We start from the raw sequence: 19,331 nt of genomic DNA, 5'->3' as shown, positions 1-19,331 counted from the left end.
GGTGTAGCCACGGGTAGTGTGGCAGATGATTAATTGATTTTTGGAGTGTTAAGCTGATTTCATAATGTCATTCCATGACATACTCATTTTCACCGCAAGTCTTTTCTCTCGGATTCTGCCATAGTGTTCCAGATATCGGTCGTTTTTCAACCCCAGACACGCCACTACGTCTTTGATTTCCATCATCAACTCATTGAGGGCAATGTCCGTGAAGGTTTTGCGGGCAATCTTGGTCGAAATGACCACCGGGATGCCCACTAACACCGCGATCTGTTTTAAGGTATCGTTCCTTTTTTGATTTGACTTGACGGGAAGATTCTTAATCTCACCACCATATTTTGATAAAACGTGTAATGCGGGTTCGAGCAGTTTAACCATGAATTCTTTCTCGGTTTTCTGCCGGCTCCCCTTTAAGAAAGTGTCAACCCTGTACTTTTCAATCCTGAAGGCTTTATTGGTATAGTCACAATGGTGCATTCCACTAAAGCAATTGAACACAAACGCATCCCGTTCGAGATCGCATTTTTTAGCCGTTTGCTCCGTGATAAAGCCGCGTTTGGCAAGGTCATAAAAATCAAAGCATGCCAACTTGGAGAGTTGCTCCACCGTCAGATGTGTCGTATCGGGTTTGGTATTATCGCTCCCGATTCCACATTCTTCCACTGGATTGACCTTGATTCTTTTTTTATCCAATGAGTGCTTAAACAAAGATTTAAACCAGACCAAGTGCTTGTAGGTGTGTGGGTAGCTAAAGTTGTTGGTGTCTAGTAGATAAGTTTTAAATCCGCTGAGAATTGTTTCGTCAAATGATCTTGGAGGTCTTTTCAAGAGTTTTTCCTGCTCCAAGTAGTTCAAAAAGTTCCGGGAATAATTCTCCTGAACATCCACGGTGGCCTGAACAATCAATTTATTTTTTACATCCAATTGTCGATCTTTAAAATACTCTGTACACAGCTGGGTGATCGTGTAACGAAACATCTTCTTTTCCGTCACATAGTCCTTCACCATATCTGCTGATACATACTCAAATTCGATTTGGAGTAAGCTGAAAATTCGCTCAATTTTTATTCTTACTTCATCTAAACGTTTATTATGATTCCTGATCTTGGCATCACTGCCAATAATTCTTTGTTGTTCAGCATCCCAAACGGACTTTCTGCATTCTATGTGAACGTAGCCCATTTGGACACTTTCGCCCTCAAGAGTCACTTTGCAGCAAATATTGCCAAGTGTGTCATAGTCAGGGTATTGTTTTCTAAGCATTACTTCTTCTTTGGCTTCCGATTTACGAAACCAAAACAAAATATACATCTGTTGGATATTAAACATAAGTAGTGAGCTTGCGCCACACTACCCATGGGTGAGAAGATTATCAAAAAGTATGCTAAATTTTTTATCGGTCACGATTACGTCAAAAAGTGACGTAACCGCCAAATTCTGACGTAACCGCAAACGTAACCGTAGCGCAGGGGATTAGAAGTCAATAGCTAAGAAACAGAAAACCACCGCTTTAAATATAGCGGTGGCCTCACTTACAATACCTTACAGCAGAGAGGAAGAGATTCGAACTCTCGATACGGTTACCCGTATACACACTTTCCAGGCGTGCTCCTTCAACCACTCGGACACCTCTCTGTTTATTTCAGGGTGCAAAACTAACCGAAAGTCCGTTGGCACACAACTATTGTGAACATAATTTAAGAGCGTTCGCGAAAAGAGTCATACCCTTACTCCGCACGCAGGGATTTTACGGGATCGGTCAGCGCCGCTTTGATGGCCTGAAAACTGACCGTCAAAAGCGCAATGCCCACCGCAAGAATACCGGCGAGGGCAAAGATCCACCATTCAATGTCGATGCGGTAAGCAAAATCATTGAGCCAACGCTGCATGGCGTACCAACCGATAGGAGAAGCTACCACGATGGCTACAAGGACGGGTTTGAGAAAATCGTTGGAAAGCAGGCGCACAATGCCCGTCACGGATGAGCCCAACACTTTGCGGATACCGATCTCTTTGGTGCGTTGTTCGGCAGCAAAGGCGCTCAGTCCAAAAAGCCCCAGACAGGCAATGAGGATGGCGACCAACGCAAACGAAGTAAATAACTGCTCGCTGCGCTGCTCGGTACGGTACATGGCCTCAAAGTCATCACTCAGGAACGAATAATCAAACGGCTGCCCGGGAGCGATTTGTTTCCAAGTTTTCTCCATTATCCCCAGAGCCGACGGAATGTCGTTGGTAGTAAGGCGGAAGGAAACGGCCTCCAAAAATGCTTTTTCGATGCTGCTGCCGAGCATCGCTCCGTTGACAACCATCACGACAGGTTCAATGTTAGTGCGCAGGGATTCGTAATGAAAATCTTCTACCATTCCAACGATGGTCAGTTGTTCGCCGCCCGTTTTATGGATGGTTTTGCCGATGGGATTTTGATATCCCAATCGTTTGGCCGCACTTTCGTTGATAATGACGGCGCTGCTGTCGGTTCGGCGGCCTTTAATGAAATTTCGGCCCTGCACCAACTTCATCTCCAGGGTCGGAATGTAATCCGGGTCAACCTGCCATTCCTGTATGTTGACGGAACGTTTTTCGTCGGTAGTACCTACCGGATACCACATATCATTCCCACGGTTGGAGGCCACAGGCAGAAAACCGCTCACTGCTCCCATTTTGACGGACGGACTCCGCAATACCTCATTTTTGAACGTCATCACATCCGAAGCCGTAGATTGGGCAGTTTTCACGATGACTACCTGCTCTTTATTAAATCCGAGTTTTTTAGTTTGTATATAGTGCAGTTGTTGGTGAATAAGCAAGGTGCCGATGATGAGTAAAACGGACAAAGCAAATTGAAAAACCACCAAATACCCGCGAAGGCTTTGCCGTTTGGGAACGGCCCATAACTTCCCTTTCAGGGCCTTGATGGGCGAAAAAGAAGAAAGGTAAAAGGCAGGATATACTCCTGCAAGGATACCTACCAATCCCGTGCCTATCACTAAATATAGCACCGACGAAGTAGTCAACAATCGTGTAAAAACAAGGGTTTTATCAGCCAATTCGTTGAAAGACGGCAATAACAAATATACCAAACCAATACCAACCAATAACGCAAAAAAGCTGGTCAGCAGCGATTCGGACAAAAACTGAAAGACCAGATCAAAGCGGGCGGAACCCATCACTTTCCGGACGCCCACTTCCCGGGCGCGTTTGGCCGAGCGGGCCGTGGCGAGATTGACAAAATTAAAGATGGCAATCAACAGAATGAACAACGCAATGAGCAGAAAGAAATAAACGTACTCAATGGGAGTGTTAGCGGAAAGTTCCCCCTGACGGTCGGAATGCAAGTGAATATCTCGCAACGGCATCAGCGAATAGCTGTAATTATTGCCTTTTTTGCGGACTTCAGCAAGCGTGGTTTGGAAGAATTGTCGCAATGCCGGGTCCAGATACGTTTGAAGCACCCGCTCAAATTTGGCGTCCACCGCTTTAGGGTCAGTGCCCGGTTTGAGCAAAAGATAGGTATTGAAAATGTGGTTACCCCATTTGCTGACTTTGGCATCTTTGGTTTCGTGCAAAGGCAGCAAAAAGTCTGCCTGAAAGTGTGATTGCGCAGGAATGTCAGCAATGATTCCCGTGACGTGCCGCGCTTCTTCGTTGTCAAATTGCAGTAGGTTGTTAAGGGCGTTGATGGTGCCGAAATACTTCTTGGCTGTGCTTTCCGTGATTACCACCGATTGCGGCTCTGTCAGTGCTTTTTGCGGATTGCCGGCCAGCATCGGCAGCGTAAATACGTCAAAAATCGTCGAGTCGGCATACAATACGCGGGACTCACGGATGATATTTCCGTTGCTTTTTACCAGATGGCTTCCGTATTTTCCAAGCCTTACAGCCTGCTCTACTTCCGGAAAATCGTTTTTCAGGGTTTGCCCCATGGGCGTGGGGGCTATTGCGCCTTTCATTTCTTTTTGCGAAAACGTGATATCGCTGTTGATGCGGTAAATACGCTCGGATTTATGGTTAAAACGATCATAACTCAACTCGTCCACCACATACAAAATGCTGAGCAAACTTACCGCGAGGCCAAGGGCCAATCCAAAAATGGTGATGGTTGAATAGCCTTTCTGCTGAATCAGGTTTCGAAAGGCAATTTTGAAATAGTTACGTATCATGGTTGGCGTTAGAAAAAGATGGATTGGAAATTCAGCTTTGCGGCGTTTAAAAAAGTAAGGTGTCAAATAATGCAGCACCGCCCAGCTGTATTCCCGTTTGGCGCGGGCAAGGCCGACCTGCTCCGCTCGCTTTTGGAAGATTTCATACAAGTCGCCCTGAAGGTCTTCTCTCAAATGAGGCGCCACAAACCATTCCAGTAAACGATCGGCCCAATGGGGCGGTTTGACGATTCGGGATTTCATATTTTTTAGGAAGAAAGTGGAAAAAGTATTTTACTTTACACTTTCTCCTTTACACCTTACACACTTTCTTATTCTGTTTTCAAACTCTTTATAGGGTTCATCAATGCCGCTTTAACAGCCTGAAAACTAACCGTCAGCAGCGCAATGCCGACAGCAAGAATACCGGCGAGGGCAAACATCCACCATTCAACGTTGATTCGGTACGCGAAATTTTCGAGCCAATGGGTCATGGCATACCAACCAATGGGCGAAGCGATCACGATAGCAATGATGATCAGTTTCAGGAAATCTTTAGAAAGCAACGCTACGATCCCGACCACCGACGCGCCCAGCACTTTACGAATGCCGATCTCTTTGGTGCGTTGCTCGATCACAAAGGCTGAAAGGGCAAACAAGCCAAGTCCGGCGATGATTATCGCCAACATCGAAAACACCGTGAACAGTTGTTGCGTGCGTTGCTCGGCAACATACAGGGCCGCGTATTTCTCATCCAAAAAATGATATTGCAGCGGTGCGTCGGGATTAAATACCTGCCATTGCTTTTTCAGGTCGGCCAGAAAAGGTTGGACGTCGTCGGTTTTGACCTTCAATACCAAACCACCGCCGTTGTTTCCAAGCATCATTATCAGCGGCGCGATCTTTTGTTTCACGGAAGCATAATTAAAATCCTTTATAACCCCTATCACCTTGAATTCCTTCTGACCCGAACGAACAATGGATTTGCCAATCGGGTTGGTGCCATTCCACCCCAGTTCCCGCACGGCAGATTCGTTGATAATCACCCCCGAAGAATCCGTGGAGAATTCCTTTGAAAAATCCCTCCCCAGCAAAACCTGAAGGCCCAAAGTGCGTATGTAATCGTAATCTACGTGAAAAATATCGGTGTGAATTTCGGTGCCGTTGCCTGTTTCATTTTTGGGAAATATCTGTGTGCCGTCTATTATATTGCCTATCGGTACATTCCTTGAAATACTTGCCGAAACCACATTTTTATTCTGTAACAGTTGTTGCTGAAAAGCGACCTGATTTTTAGCCAACGCTCTTGTGTCAGACAAAAACAGGATCTGGTCTTTGTCGTATCCCAGTTTTTTATTTTGCATATAATGCAGTTGCCGGTTAACAACAATGGTAGAGATGATCAATACCGTAGAAATAAAGAACTGAAACACGATCAACCCGCCGTGTAATGATTTTTTCTGCGTTTTTGGCGCAGCTAAAGAGCCTTTCAGGTTCTTTAAAATATCGAATGATGACAGAAAAAAAGCAGGATAGATTCCGGCAATGATACCGGCCAAAAAGCTTACTGAAAACAAAACCAGCAACACCCGATAATCCAGAAAAAAACTGAAAGTGGTATGCTTATCGGCAATCTGGTTGAAGAAAGGCAACAAAAGAAAGATCAAAAGGTAGGCAACCAACATCGCAAAAAACGTAAGCAGAACCGATTCTATTAAAAACTGAAAAACAAGGTGTTTTTTGATAGACCCCATCACTTTTCGAATACCGACTTCCCGGGAGCGTCTTGCGGCATAGGCGGTGGAAAGATTGGTAAAATTGGCGCAGGCCAACAGCAATATAAAAAACGCCAATATTGAAAAAGTATACACGTATTGGATGTCACCATTGGGCTCCAGTTCGTATTTTGTGTTGGAGTACAAATGAATATCGGTAAGCGGTTGCAGGGAAAACCGAAACGTGTTGACCGATTTTTGCGCTTCTGCCAGGCTTATTCCCATATCACGCTGCACTTCCGGCACCACATATTTTGCCACAAGCTGCGGAAATTTCGCTTCCAGTTTTTTAACGTCTGCATTGCCAGTCAGCTCCAAATAGGTGTAATAACCAACATTGCTCCAAGTGGGATTGGTAAGGTGAAACGTGGAAAGACTCAAAAAAGCATCAAAATGAAAATGGGAATTGTCGGGTAATTTATTAATGATTCCCGTCACTTTATAGGCTGTTTTTTGGGTGCCTATGGCCAACGATTTACCCAACGGGTTTTCATTTCCAAAGTATTTTTTTGCAAGATCGTTGGTAATAACGATGCTGTTGGGTGCTTCCAACGCATCTGCGGCATTCCCTTCAACGAGTGGAATCGAAAACAGTTGCAAAAAATTCAGGTCGGCAAAGGCAAGGTGATCCTCTTTGAATTGTTTGTCGTCGTATTTGACAAAATCACTCACCGACAGAAGCCGAGCAGATGATTTTACTTCGGGAAATGCATTTTTAATGCCTTCCCCGACGGCAGCATCAACATTCGGATAAACAGCTACGTCGCCATTGCCGGTCACTGAAATATTGACGCGATAGATATGTTCCGCATTGGCTGCATACCGATCATAATTCAATTCATCATATACAAACACGGCGATCAGCATAAAACAGGCAAGCCCAATGGACAACCCCAAAATGTTAATACCGGCAAATGCTTTGTTGGCGGCTAAATTCCGCCGGGCGATCTTAAAATAGTTACGTATCATATCAGGACTGAGTAAAAAACGTTTAGGATATTCTGCCTTACGGCGTTTAAAAAAATAAGGTGTCAAATAATGCAACACCGCCCACGTGTACTCGCGTTTGGCGCGGGCAAGACCGACCTGCTCCGCCCGCTTTTGAAAGATTTCGTACAGGTCACCCTGTAAGTCTTCCCGTAAGTGAGGCGCAACGAACCATTCTAAAAGCCGGTCAGCCCAGCGCGGTCCGACGTTTCGGGGCGGTAAGTTGGGAGTCATATTTATTCGCTTCGAAGGCTTTTTACAGGATTTATCAACGCGGCTTTGATGGCCTGAAAACTCACGGTCAACAGCGCGATGCCCACCGCCAATAAACCGGCCACCACAAACATCCACCATTCAATGTCGATCTTATAGGCAAATCCCTGCAACCATTGTGTCATGGCGTACCAGGCAATGGGCGAAGCAATGACGATGGCAATGATGACCAATACCAAAAAATCTTTAGACAATAAGCCTACAATACTGCCAACCGACGCGCCCAGCACTTTGCGCACACCGATCTCTTTGGTACGCTGTTGCGCTGCAAAAGCCGCCAATCCAAACAGACCAAGACAGGAAATCAAGATCGCAAAGAAGGTGAAGTAGCTCACAATGCGCGAAGTGCGAACATCCGCCTGATAGTTTCGTTGGAAGTCTTCGTCCATAAAACTGTACTCAAAAGGCTCATCGGGAAGCAGTTTTTTCCACTTTTGTTCCATAAAAGGGATAAGATTGGCAACCTGCGCAGTATTGGCATGCACGATCAGGTAATTGAACGAATCGGTGTTATTCAGCAAAAACGCATACGGCTGAATGGGTTGATGCAGGTCTTCAAAATGAAAATCTTTGACCACGCCTACGATTTCCAACGCTGAACGATCGGCTTGCTGACCAAAGCTGAGTTTATAACCAACGGCTTTTTCCAACGGCACATTTAGCTTTCGCAATGTCGTTTCATTGACCACGATGCGTAGGTTGGTATCGGCCATGAAAGCCCGCGAAAACATCCTTCCTTTAATGGGTTGAAAACCCATTAATTGCATAAAATCAGCGTCTACAAAGTTGGTTTTAACGTATTGCGCTTGGTCGGCGTTTTGGTCGGGGCGGTAGAGTCCAATATCACTTGGGCTTCCAATACCGGGATAATACTTCGTTCCTGCCGCGCCAAGTACCTGATTGTTTTGCCGAATTTCATTGCTTAATGCAGTATATGCTTTGTGCGATTCGTCACTGCGGAGCGGAATCACCAACTGTTGCTCTTTGGTAAAACCTAACGGCTGATTGCGAAGAAAACGCATTTGCCGCTCAATGACCAACGTAGCCAACACCAATGCGATGGAAATAACAAACTGAAACACCACCAATCCACGACGAAGGGCGATAGCGGAGACAGAATTGGTAAATCGGCCTTTCAGCACCTGCACCGGATTAAAGACAGACAAATAAAAAGCGGGATAACTGCCCGCCAAAACGCCAGTCACTAACGCCATTGCCACAAAAGCGGCCAAAATAGTAGGATCAATTAATTCCCTAAAGGCTATTTGCTTGCCTGTCAATCCATTAAAAACAGGCAAAAACAACGCTACCAACCCAATTGCCACCACCAACGACAACAGACAAAGAATCATCGACTCACCCAAAAATTGCCGAATTAACAGCCCACGCCCCGCGCCCATTACTTTGCGAACGCCCACTTCAGCAGCCCGCTTGGCGGAGCGCGCCGTGGCCAGATTCATGAAATTGATGCAGGCGATCACCAAAGTGAACAACGCAATGGAGGCCAAAATATAGAGATACGTACTGCTGCTTGTGGGGGTTACGATGTCGCGAATTTCTCCATTCAAGTGCAGATCAGGTACCGCAATCAATGAAATGCGCTTATCAAATCCGGCGGTGCGAAGGCCCTGTCGTGCGTATTTTTCAATGAACGCCGGCAATTTTCGATTTAACTGCTCCGCATTGGTGCCCGGGCGGAGGCGCACATACGTGCAAAACATGTTATTATAATAGAAATTTTGCGGCTGTTCCCGAAGAAAACCTCCTACCCAGCCCGCCGCCATGGGCACGAAAAAACGGGCATCAATGTGCGAACGCGCGCGTTCGTCACGGTAAACGCCCGTGACCTTGAAGTTTTCTCCGTTACCCGTTGAACCATTGATCTTTATCAGCCGGTTGAGCGCGGGTGCAGTTCCAAACATCTTATGGGCTACATCTTCCGACAAAACAACGGAGTGCGCATCCTGTAAAGCATTTTTTGGACTTCCTTCCGTGAAATGATAGGTAAATAGGTCAAAGAAAGTGGAATCGACCTGATAGCCGTTGGTTTCATAAAAAGATTGCACCGACTTTCCGGCTTCACGTACCTGAAGCAAAATTTTGTTTTCACCAAAGTTTTGCTTCAAACGGGTAGTCTGCTCTATTTCGGGAAACTCGGCTTTCAACGCAGCAGCATAAGGAGAAGATTGTCGTGGATTGTCTTCCTGCGTTCCCGTTGAATAAATCACGGTGCTTTTTACCAAATACAGCTCGTTGGCGTGTTGGTGATGCTTGTCGTACGAAAGTTCGCTCCGGATATAGAGCAGCAGCAACATACAGCAGGTCATTCCCACAGACAACCCCAAAATATTAATGGAAGAATAAGATTTGCTGCGTACCAAATTACGCCAAGCGACTGTTAAATAATTGCGTATCATATCAATGCTGTTGGGTTGAGAATATACATTTTGGCGGTGAGCCGTTTGTTTTCGTTTAAAAAAGAAAGGTGTCAAATAATGCAGCACCGCCCACGTGTACTCGCGTTTGGCGCGGGCAGGGCCGACCTGCTCCACTCGCTTTCGGAAGATCTCGTACAGGTCGCCCTGTAAATCTTCCCGTAAGTGAGGGGCAACAAACCATTCCAGTAAGCGGTCTGCCCAGCGCGGCGGTTGATTTTGATTCATAGTTTATGAGGCTAAAGTGTAGAGTTGAAAGTAAAATGGTACTTTGCACTCTACACTTTCAACTTTACACTTCTTTCTATTCGCTGCGAAGGCTTTTTACAGGATTTAATAAAGCCGCTTTAATACTTTGGAAGCTTACTGTCAATAGCGTAATCAGCAATGCTCCTGCGCCCGCTGCGGCAAAAATCCACCACGACATTTCGGTGCGGTAGGTATATTTTTGGAGCCAATTGTTAAGATAATAATAGGCAATGGGCGATGCAATAAAAAAGGCAATGACCACCAACACCACAAACTCTTTGGAAAGCAAGCCCCATACATTGAGTACCGAAGCGCCCAGCACTTTTCGGACACCGATTTCTTTGGTGCGCTGCTCGGCTACAAAGGAGGAAAGCCCAAATAAGCCTAAGCAGGAGATAAGAACCGCAAGCACGGCAAAGAAGGACGCCAACTTACCTACACGCTTCTCCTGACCGAATTTAGCGGCATATTCTTCATCGGCAAATTTGTAGGAAAACGGCACCGAAGGAGCGTATCTCTTACAAACCACCTGAATTTCAGCCAATGCCGCAGGAGTGCTTGTGGTAGGATTAATCTTTATGTTCATATAGTCAAAGCCTCTGTTTCTCATGTAAAAAACGGTTTGTTTGATCGGTTGATAAGGCGATGCCATCAGCATGTCTTTGATTACACCCACCACTACATGATCTCTGTTTCCAAATCGTACGGTTTCCCCAATCGGGTTTTTAAGCCCCATGTACTTAACAGCCGTCTCATTCAAAATAACTGCGGAAGAATCCGTACCGAACTCGCGCGAAAAATCTCTTCCTTCTTTCAGTTGCCAGCCCACCGTTTTGCCATATTCATGCGTTACCCGAATGTTGGCAAAATCATCTTTCAGCGTCGGATCTTTTCCTTTCCATTGCAGGCCGCTCATGTTATTGTTTACCCCGGTAACAGGGCTGGAAGATTCTGATACTTCGGTGACCGTTCCTGATTTAAGCAGGTCGGCTCTTACCGCCGCAAAATGAGAATGAAGGTCATTGGTGGACATTTCAATCGTAATAAGGCCGTTTTGCTCGTATCCTATCGGGCGATTTCCGGCAAATTGGATCTGTTTGAAGATCAGAATAGTACCGATAATCAAGGTAACGGATACTGTAAATTGAACAACGACTAAAGCCTTTCTTGGAATGGACGCAAAACGACCTACCCGAAAAGTTCCTTTAAGGACGTTGATGGGCTGAAAAGAGGAGAGATAAAACGCCGGATAAAAACCGGCAATGGCCCCGGTAAAGATACTGAAACCAATTCCCAACGACCAAAAAACGGGATTTGACCATAGTATAGTCATTTTCTTGTCGGCCACTTCGTTGAATATCGGCAAAATAAGCGTCACCAATAACAGGGATATGATAAAAGAAAAAAAGACAACCAACGACGATTCAGAAAAAAATTGACTTATCAATTGCCCGCGCACCGAGCCGATTGCCTTGCGTATCCCCACTTCTTTGGCTCGTTTTTCGGATCGTGCCGTCGCTAAATTTATAAAATTGATACACGCCAACAGCAGCACAAACACCCCGATAATGCCAAAAAGCCACACAAATTCAATGCTTCCTCCGGCATTTATCCCGTTCTTAAATTCTGAATATAAATGCCATTGACGCATCGGTTGCAGAAAGATTTCAGGTTTATAGGTGGCGTCCTCTTTGTTTATTTTATTCAGTTTGATATTCCTGATCTTTGCCGAAACTTTTTCCATGTTAGCATTATCCGCTATTTGAGCATAAGCCAATGTAAAATCGTCATTCCATTCACCCTGTTCTTTGACCCATGGATTCTGAATTTTGTAAAGTTCCCAAGGCAAAAAGAACGACACATTTCGGAACGTTGAATTGTGCGGCAAATCTTCATAGACGCCTGTCACTTTTACTTCCACTTTATTATCCACTTTTATGACTTTATCCAAAGGATCAGCCTCCCCAAAATAGGCTTTTGCCAACGACTCAGCGATCAAAATTGAATAAGGCTCCTGCAATCCCGCCCGTGTACCTCGGAGCATTTTCAACGATAACATGTCAGATACCTGCGCATCGCAATAATTACCTGCTTTGGCAAACGTCTTTTCATTGACCGCCAAAATATGATTATCAGTCCAAGAAGATTGTACCACATACTTAAAATCAGTGCCATAAACGTCACGAAGTTCTTGGGCGATCAGCGGCGGAACAGTAGTACCTGATATTTTTTCTCCATCATAGGTTTTATGCTGCATGATCTGCGCAATGCGGTCATAGTTTTGGTGGTATTTGTCATACGACAGTTCATCGTATATCCAAAGACCAATGAGGGTAGCCACCGACATACCTGCCGCCAAACCAAAAATATTGATGAAGGAATATGTCTTATTGCTGATAAGGTTTCGTAAAGCGATTTTTAAATAATTACGTATCATAGCCGGAGTTAGAAAAAAAGGTTGAGGATATTCCGTTTGCTTTCGTTTAAAGAAAAAAGGTGTCAAATAATGCAGCACCGCCCACGTGTACTCGCGTTTGGCGCGGGCAGGGCCGACCTGTTCCGCCCGCTTTTGAAAGATTTCATACAGATCACCCTGTAAATCTTCCCGTAAGTGAGGGGCAACAAACCATTCCAGTAAGCGGTCTGCCCAGCGCGGCGGTTGATTTTGATTCATAGTTTATGAGGCTAAAGTGTAGAGTTGAAAGTAAAATGGTACTTTGCACTCTACACTTTCAACTTTACACTTCTTTCTATTCGCTGCGAAGGCTTTTTACGGGGTTTAATAAAGCTGCTTTGATACTTTGATAACTCACTGTCATTAAAGTGATTATCAATGCACCTAAACCTGCCAAGGCAAATATCCACCACGACAGCTCTGTACGAAACTCGTATTTGGTCAACCAATCCTGAAGAAAATAATAGGCAATAGGCGTAGCAATGACGAAGGCGATAAGTACTAAATACACAAATTCCTTCGATAATAAACCCCAAACATTGAGCACCGATGCTCCCAAGACTTTGCGTACGCCGATTTCTTTGGTGCGTTGTTCGGCCGTAAACGTAGCCAAGCCAAACAATCCGAAACAGGCAATCAAGACGGCCAGAAATGTGGAAACCTGAATGAGCTTTGCGGTTCGTGTTTCGGATTCATACGCCTGCGCCAGAGTTTCATCCAGAAAATTGTACTCAAATACGTGATCCGGATACGTGGCAGTCCAAGCCTTTTCAATGTGCGCCAACGCCGCCTGCATGGTTTCGAGTTTTTCACTTGGCAATTTGATCCCTGCCTGATAAAAATTATTGGGCACCACCTGAAGGATTGTCGGGTCAATTTTCTGGTGTAAGGAGTTCACATTAAAGTTTTTCATCACACCGACAATCGTAGCAAACTGCTGACCGTCACCGTAATATACTTTCTGTCCGATGGCGTCTGCCGGTCGGTTGATCCCCATTCGATTCAGAAATATTTCGTTGGCAATGACTTTGAAGGAAGTTGATGAAGTGTCACTGTCACGAAGGCCTTCCCCGGCCAATAATTGAATACCGTAAGTAGCCAGATAGTGAGAATCGGCCATTTTCATTTGTGTTTTGATCGGAATGGCTTTCTCACTTTTTCGGTATTCCATGGCCTGCATCCAATTGCTTTCTGCCGACGCGCTGTTGAAGGAAAAACTGACGTCCTTAATTTGCGGAGATTGCGAGAGACGATGGCGCAGCATTTGCAGTTTTGCCGGGCTGTTGTCCGGCAGTCCTACCGTAACGATGGCCGATTTATTAAAACCCAAATCTGCATTTCGGAAGAAAACCAGTTGGCGATTAATGAGTAAAGCGCTGCTGATAAGAACCAATGAGATGGTAAACTGCACCACCACCAACCCCTGACGTAATGTAAAGAGCGGTTTTCCCTGTGCAAACGGATTGTTTTTCAGCGCCCAGATAGGGGCCATGCCTGATAAGCGAAAAGCGGGATAAACACCCGACAATAACGTTGTCATTCCCATCAGTCCCGCCACAAACACGCCCGTTTGCCAAGTAAATAAATCCGATACCGTGAGGGGAATCGCCAGTGTATCACTGACCAACGGCAGAGAAAGTTGAGCCAACAATACAGCGATGAGTACCGCAAAAAAGGTAATCAGCCCTGCTTCTGTTAAAAATTGATAGACCAACGAGAGGCGATTGCTGCCCACGGCCTTGCGAATACCTACCTCTTTTGCTCGTTTAAAGGCCTGAGCAGTAGTTAGATTGATGAAATTAAAACAGGCAATGAGCAACACAAATAAGCCAATGAATGACAGCGTTTTGAGTAATTCTATATTGGCCGTTCGCCCGCTCATGTTACCGGTGTAATGGAACTTAGCCAAAGGATTCAGGAAAAAGCGTTTATCAGGCAGCGCTTCTTTTCCTATGTACTTTACCACGATGTTTGAAAACCGTTTGGTTAATTGCTCGGGGCGAAGTCCGTTCTTCAGCAGTACATACACTTGGAAATTATCGCCCCAGCCATTCCACTTATTGAGGTCAAAATTCGGATCTGAATTTTTAATGGTCGGGAATGAAACCAACATATTAAAAGGGAAACTTGTGGTAGTGGGGTAGTTTTCCAGCACACCGGCCACTTGCAGGTCTTGCTTACTGTCCAGTTGGAGAGTTTTGCCGATCACATCGGTGGTGCCAAAATACTTTTCGGCGTAGGCTCGGGTCAGCACAACGGTATTCGGTTGCGACAGAGCCGTGCGGGCATCACCCGCTACCCATTGATAGTCAAGCAGATGAAACAGGCCATTGTCGGCAAATACAAACGACTCTTTGAATCGTTTGTCGGAAGCAGGAACGGCAACCGTCTTTCCCCAAACCTTAAACAGCGGAACTACTGATTCAATCTCGGGAACGTCATTGTGCAGGGCGTTGACCATGCCGGTATACGTGCCGGGGTAGGTCTGTTTTTCCTTCGTATTTTCAGTTTCTACCCGATAAATACGACTGCCATTGGCGTGATTTTGGTCATAACTCGTTTCGTGTTTGATGACTAAAAACAGCACAACGGTACACGCCATACCTGCTGCCAGACCGGCAACATTAATGAAAGAATACCCCTTGCTTTTGGAGAGGTTTCGGAAAGCGATTTTTAAATAATTACGTATCATGGCCGGAGTTAAAAAAAAAGGTTGAGGATATTCAGTATTGCGGCGAACCACAGGTTTTCGTTTGAAAAAGAAAGGCGTCAGATAATGAAGCACCGCCCAAATGTACTCCCGTTTAGCACGGGAAAGGCCGACCTCCGACACCCGTTTTTGAAAGATTTCGTACAAATCGCCCTGCAAATCTTCCCGCAGGTGAGTCGTCACGAACCATTCCAAGAGTCGGTCAGCCCAACGCGGCGGCTTGTGTTTCTCTTTATGGGTAGCCATGCGCTTTATAGGGGTTGATTATTGACCGATCAACTGCAATTTTCCCTGTGGAATGGCTTGCCATAACTGGTCGCGCAGCACCTGAATTTCCTGCAAAGCTCGACTGCCCAAGGCAGTGACGGTAAAGAATCGCTTGCGTCGCCCGCCGCGTTCGGCCGTGGCACCGCCCATTTGGGAACTTAAAAACCCCTTTTCTTCCAATCGGTACAACGTGGCATGTACCGCACTGATGGTAATGCTGCGGCCCGTTTGCTGCTGCAACTGTTCCCAAATAACAACCCCGTATGCCTCATCGGAACAGCCGGCCACCACCAGCAAAACAATTTCTTCAAACTCACCCAGAAAAGTTCTTTTCATTGGATTAACGGAGGGAAATGATTAGTTATAATTATGCAAATCAAATCCTGTGCCAAGGGCAAAAAAATACATTTCTACGCTGTTTAGGCACATTTGAGAAAGTGTAGGTGTCCAAAAACGGACAATAGATGTACTATACCGTACAAGGTATAAGCGAAAATGGTTACCTTTAGTCGGTTACTTCATAGGTCAGAAATGCTCTCCAAAGCCTCGCAGACAATCCGGCAAAGTCTGTCTGTGCCACGCTGTTGAAACGATGTGAGTAATTTAGGCCTGTAAGTATGCTTTATGAACTGAGAAACCACCGAAATTGTATGAAAAACTTCTTTTTTACCCTGTTTATTTCCCTGCTCTCAGGCGCTTTTGTTACGCTTACGGCACAGGAATTGGTCAGCAACGGTCAACGCGAAATCGTTTTCAAATCGGTGAATGTTATCCCGATGGATCAGGAACGAGTGATCGAAAACCAGACAGTGGTGGTTAAAAACGGAAGGATAACAGCATTGGGCGATGATGCCAAAGTGAAATTCAATAAAGACGCTTTGGTGATCAATGCAAAGGGAAAATACCTTACTCCGGGTTGGGCTGAGATCCACGCGCATGTTCCTCCCATCGACGACATTGAGCCCATGAAAGAGGTATTAATTCTTTACTTAGTTAACGGAATTACCACGATTCGAGGCATGCTGGGGCATCCAAAACACCTTGAATTACGCAGTAAGATCAACAGCGGAGCCATTCTCGGACCCCATTTTTATACCACCGGCCCATCCTTCAACGGCCAAACCGTCAAGAATGCAGAGCGCGGCGCAGAAATGGTACGCGAGCAGAAAGCAGCAGGGTACGATTACCTCAAATTACACCCCGGCCTGACAAAAGAGACATTTCCCGCCATTGCCAAAACGGCGCACGAAGTGGGCATTCCCTTCGTCGGTCACGTCTCCTTTAACGTGGGTGTGTGGCGGGCCATTGATGCCAAGTATTCGACCATTGACCATATGGATGGTTTTGTGGAAGCCCTTACGCCCGGCATTGATACGTTGGTTGAACAGGAAACCGGTTTGTTTGGCAGTTGGATCGGCGCGCGCGCGGAGACGACGCTCATTCCAAAACTGATGGAAGGCTTACGCAAAAATAATATTCGCGTAGTAGCTACGCAGGCATTGGCCGAACGGTGGCTTTCTCCCTTACCGGCCGAGGAATATACCGACGACCCTGAAATGAAGTACATGAAGCCGGAGCAGGTGCAGGGTTGGACAAATACGAAAAATACGTACCTCAGCAATCCTAACTTTTCGAAAGTGGGAGCCGAAAAACTGATTCAAATCCGTCGGAAATTGATCTATGAATGCCAGAAAAACGGGGTTGAACTGTTGTTAGGTTCTGATGCTCCCCAAATCTTCAATGTGCCGGGTTTCTCTATTCATCACGAAATGAAATACATGGTCGATGCCGGCTTGACGCCTTACCAAACCCTTCGTACAGGAACAGTCAATGTGGCTTCCTATTTGAATAAAACGGACTCGGGAACCATCAAGACCGGAAACGTTTCGGACTTGGTTCTGTTAAGCGGCAACCCCCTGAAAGACATCAATCAAACCCGCAACATTGAAGGCGTAATGATCGGTACAAACTGGCTTTCGAAGGACTATTTGGCAAATGAATTAAAAAAACTTGAAAAAAAATGACCCAATATTTCCCCATTCTTCGGGGAGAATGTTGCTTAGGTTGATTTTCAGAATCACAATGCGAACGGAGTAGTGCGTCAATGCATGATTTCGTTCGCATTATTATTTTCATTCTTATGGTATTCGCGAGTATTACTGTCCTGTAAATCTACTTACCTCTTACCGAAATAGGTTATTTTTTTTAGTTTTATTATGTTGAAAATCAAATAGTTAAAAATACATCCTCTTCATTTCAAGCACTCAAATAAAGCGCTTTTACGTATCACTACCGGCATAATTTTTTAAGATTTTCCTTCTTTCACTCATCTTCCTCAGCGATCAACATCACTGTAAAGAAGATTGTGTGGACTCGCTTACCATTCCATTATTTGTTTTTCATCAATCCGACTACCCATTATGATTGACCATGAACAACCCGAAAATCAGGGCAAAACGCCAAGTTCCTCCCGCCGTGATTTCCTCAAACAGTCGTCGGTAATAGCCGCTATGGCGGTAGCTCCTCCCGCCACGGTAGACGCTGTAGAAAAAGGATTAAAAGAGAAAATTGTAAGATTTGAGCAAATGCCGCTTCAGGTTGAGATCAACGGCACATTGCAACGCTTGAAGATCGAACCGCGCGTAACGTTGCTGGACCTGCTTCGTGAACAACTCCATTTGACCGGTACTAAAAAAGGATGCGATCACGGTCAATGCGGAGCCTGTACCGTACACGTTGATGGGCAGCGCGTAAATGCCTGTCTGACATTGGCAATGACCACCGAAGGCGCCAAAGTAACGACCATTGAAGGATTGGCCGAGGGGGAAAAACTGCATCCGATGCAGGAAGCCTTTATAAAGTACGACGGCTTTCAATGCGGCTACTGCACGCCCGGGCAGATCATGTCGGCGGTAGCGTGCATCCGCGAAGGCCACGCCAATACACCCGATGAAATTCGGGAATACATGAGTGGTAACATTTGCCGTTGCGGGGCTTACTCAAACATTGTGGAAGCGATCACGGAAGTAAAACAGAAAGGAGCCAAGGTATGAACCAGTTTCAGTACGTACGGGTCACGACCCCGAAAGCAGCCGTAGCGGCCGTAACGAAGGACAATTCCACCGTATTTTTGGCGGGCGGAACCAACCTCATTGATCTCATGAAGCGTGAGGTAACAGTTCCTGAAAAGTTGGTTGATATTACGAAGATTCCTCTCAACACCATTGAGAAAACCGATAAAGGGCTGCGCATCGGAGCATTGGCTAAAAATACGGCTGTTGCAGAACATGAACTCGTCAGGAAGCATTTTCCGCTGCTGTCAATGGCCATTAATGCCGGTGCTTCGCCGCAATTGCGCAACATGGCAACGGTGGGCGGCAACATGATGCAGCGAACCAGATGCTCTTATTTTTATGATACAGCCATGCCCTGCAACAAGCGGGAAGCGGCAACGGGTTGCGGCGCTATTGGTGGATACAATCGAATGCACGCCATTTTTGGGGCGAACGATCAATGCATTGCCGTTCATCCCAGCGATATGTGCATTGCCATGGCTGCGCTTGATGCAGCGGTGACGGTCGCCGGGCCGAAAGGCGAGCGCAAAATACTTTTTGCTGATTTTCACCGCCTTCCCGGAGATACCCCTTGGAAAGACAATACGCTGCAACCGGGCGAGCTGATTCTGTCAGTAGAGTTACCGATGAATAATTTTGCTACTAATTCACATTACCTGAAAGTCCGTGATCGCGCTTCGTATGCCTTTGCGTTGGTATCGGTCGGCGCGGCTTTGAGTATGAATGGCAGTACGATCCAAGACGTTCGATTGGCGATGGGCGGAGTAGCGCACAAACCTTGGCGGTTGATGGAAACGGAGCAGTTTCTGCGCGGCAAATCGGCTACAGAAGCTACGTTTCGACAAGCTGCCGAATTGGCAATGAAACAGGCAAAAGGGTACGGTGAAAACGACTTTAAGTTGACATTGGCTCCGAATACGATTGTTGAAGCACTCAAATCGGCGGCAAAAATCGCCTAATTCCT

General features: G+C 45.9%; 10 protein-coding genes and 1 tRNA gene. 3 read left to right on the top strand and 8 right to left on the bottom strand.

What is annotated here, in order from left to right; translation table 11 throughout:
* Positions 1–48 precede the first annotated feature (48 nt).
* From ACQY73_RS28400 to ACQY73_RS28365, 8 genes are all read right to left on the bottom strand, one after another.
* Positions 49–1,311: a hypothetical protein gene (locus tag ACQY73_RS28400; RefSeq protein WP_428657557.1), complete on the bottom strand. Its 1,263-nt coding sequence runs from the start codon at positions 1,309–1,311 to the stop codon at positions 49–51.
* A gap of 237 nt (positions 1,312–1,548) precedes the next feature.
* Positions 1,549–1,635, bottom strand: a tRNA-Ser gene (locus ACQY73_RS28395).
* 92 nt (positions 1,636–1,727) lie between these two features.
* Positions 1,728–4,406, bottom strand: coding sequence for an ABC transporter permease (locus ACQY73_RS28390; RefSeq protein ID WP_428657556.1), 2,679 nt, complete (start codon positions 4,404–4,406; stop codon positions 1,728–1,730).
* 68 nt (positions 4,407–4,474) lie between these two features.
* Positions 4,475–7,138, bottom strand: a complete 2,664-nt coding sequence (locus tag ACQY73_RS28385) for an ABC transporter permease (protein ID WP_428657555.1) — start codon at positions 7,136–7,138, stop codon at positions 4,475–4,477.
* Between the two features lie 2 nt (positions 7,139–7,140).
* Positions 7,141–9,840, bottom strand: a complete 2,700-nt coding sequence (locus ACQY73_RS28380; RefSeq protein WP_428657554.1) for an ABC transporter permease — start codon at positions 9,838–9,840, stop codon at positions 7,141–7,143.
* Positions 9,841–9,916: 76 nt separating this feature from the next.
* Positions 9,917–12,535, bottom strand: coding sequence for an ABC transporter permease (locus ACQY73_RS28375; RefSeq protein WP_428657553.1), 2,619 nt, complete (start codon positions 12,533–12,535; stop codon positions 9,917–9,919).
* 76 nt (positions 12,536–12,611) lie between these two features.
* Positions 12,612–15,272, bottom strand: coding sequence for an ABC transporter permease (locus tag ACQY73_RS28370; protein ID WP_428657552.1), 2,661 nt, complete (start codon positions 15,270–15,272; stop codon positions 12,612–12,614).
* Positions 15,273–15,290: 18 nt separating this feature from the next.
* Positions 15,291–15,629 carry a PadR family transcriptional regulator gene (locus ACQY73_RS28365; protein ID WP_428657551.1) on the bottom strand — a complete coding sequence of 113 codons (339 nt, stop codon included), beginning with the start codon at positions 15,627–15,629 and terminating at the stop codon, positions 15,291–15,293.
* 314 nt (positions 15,630–15,943) lie between these two features.
* Between ACQY73_RS28365 and ACQY73_RS28360 the strand changes: the two genes are divergently transcribed.
* The 3 genes from ACQY73_RS28360 (at position 15,944) to ACQY73_RS28350 (ending at position 19,326) form a co-directional block, all read left to right on the top strand.
* On the top strand, positions 15,944–17,317 hold the full coding sequence (locus ACQY73_RS28360) for an amidohydrolase family protein (RefSeq protein WP_428657550.1): 1,374 nt from the start codon (positions 15,944–15,946) through the stop codon (positions 17,315–17,317).
* 396 nt (positions 17,318–17,713) lie between these two features.
* Complete coding sequence (locus tag ACQY73_RS28355) at positions 17,714–18,346, top strand: 2Fe-2S iron-sulfur cluster-binding protein (RefSeq protein WP_428657549.1); 633 nt, start codon at positions 17,714–17,716, stop codon at positions 18,344–18,346.
* Positions 18,343–19,326: an FAD binding domain-containing protein gene (locus tag ACQY73_RS28350; protein WP_428657548.1), complete on the top strand. Its 984-nt coding sequence runs from the start codon at positions 18,343–18,345 to the stop codon at positions 19,324–19,326. Before ACQY73_RS28355 ends, ACQY73_RS28350 begins: the two co-directional genes overlap by 4 nt.
* The last annotated feature ends 5 nt before the right edge of the window (positions 19,327–19,331 follow it).

The organism is Runella sp. (genome assembly GCF_965279615.1).
Lineage (GTDB): Bacteria > Bacteroidota > Bacteroidia > Cytophagales > Spirosomataceae > Runella.
The sequence above is the reverse complement of the archived record's forward strand: the minus strand, read 5'-3'. Positions and strand labels throughout refer to the sequence as shown.

Excerpts from the sequence above, each read along its gene's own strand:
- ACQY73_RS28400 (WP_428657557.1), bottom strand. The coding sequence starts at position 1,311 with ATGTATATTTTGTTTTGGTTTCGTAAATCGGAAGCCAAAGAAGAAGTA.
- ACQY73_RS28390 (WP_428657556.1), bottom strand. The coding sequence starts at position 4,406 with ATGAAATCCCGAATCGTCAAACCGCCCCATTGGGCCGATCGTTTACTG.
- ACQY73_RS28385 (WP_428657555.1), bottom strand. The coding sequence starts at position 7,138 with ATGACTCCCAACTTACCGCCCCGAAACGTCGGACCGCGCTGGGCTGAC.
- ACQY73_RS28380 (WP_428657554.1), bottom strand. The coding sequence starts at position 9,840 with ATGAATCAAAATCAACCGCCGCGCTGGGCAGACCGCTTACTGGAATGG.
- ACQY73_RS28375 (WP_428657553.1), bottom strand. The coding sequence starts at position 12,535 with ATGAATCAAAATCAACCGCCGCGCTGGGCAGACCGCTTACTGGAATGG.
- ACQY73_RS28370 (WP_428657552.1), bottom strand. The coding sequence starts at position 15,272 with ATGGCTACCCATAAAGAGAAACACAAGCCGCCGCGTTGGGCTGACCGA.
- ACQY73_RS28365 (WP_428657551.1), bottom strand. The coding sequence starts at position 15,629 with ATGAAAAGAACTTTTCTGGGTGAGTTTGAAGAAATTGTTTTGCTGGTG.
- ACQY73_RS28360 (WP_428657550.1), top strand. The coding sequence starts at position 15,944 with ATGAAAAACTTCTTTTTTACCCTGTTTATTTCCCTGCTCTCAGGCGCT.
- ACQY73_RS28355 (WP_428657549.1), top strand. The coding sequence starts at position 17,714 with ATGATTGACCATGAACAACCCGAAAATCAGGGCAAAACGCCAAGTTCC.
- ACQY73_RS28350 (WP_428657548.1), top strand. The coding sequence starts at position 18,343 with ATGAACCAGTTTCAGTACGTACGGGTCACGACCCCGAAAGCAGCCGTA.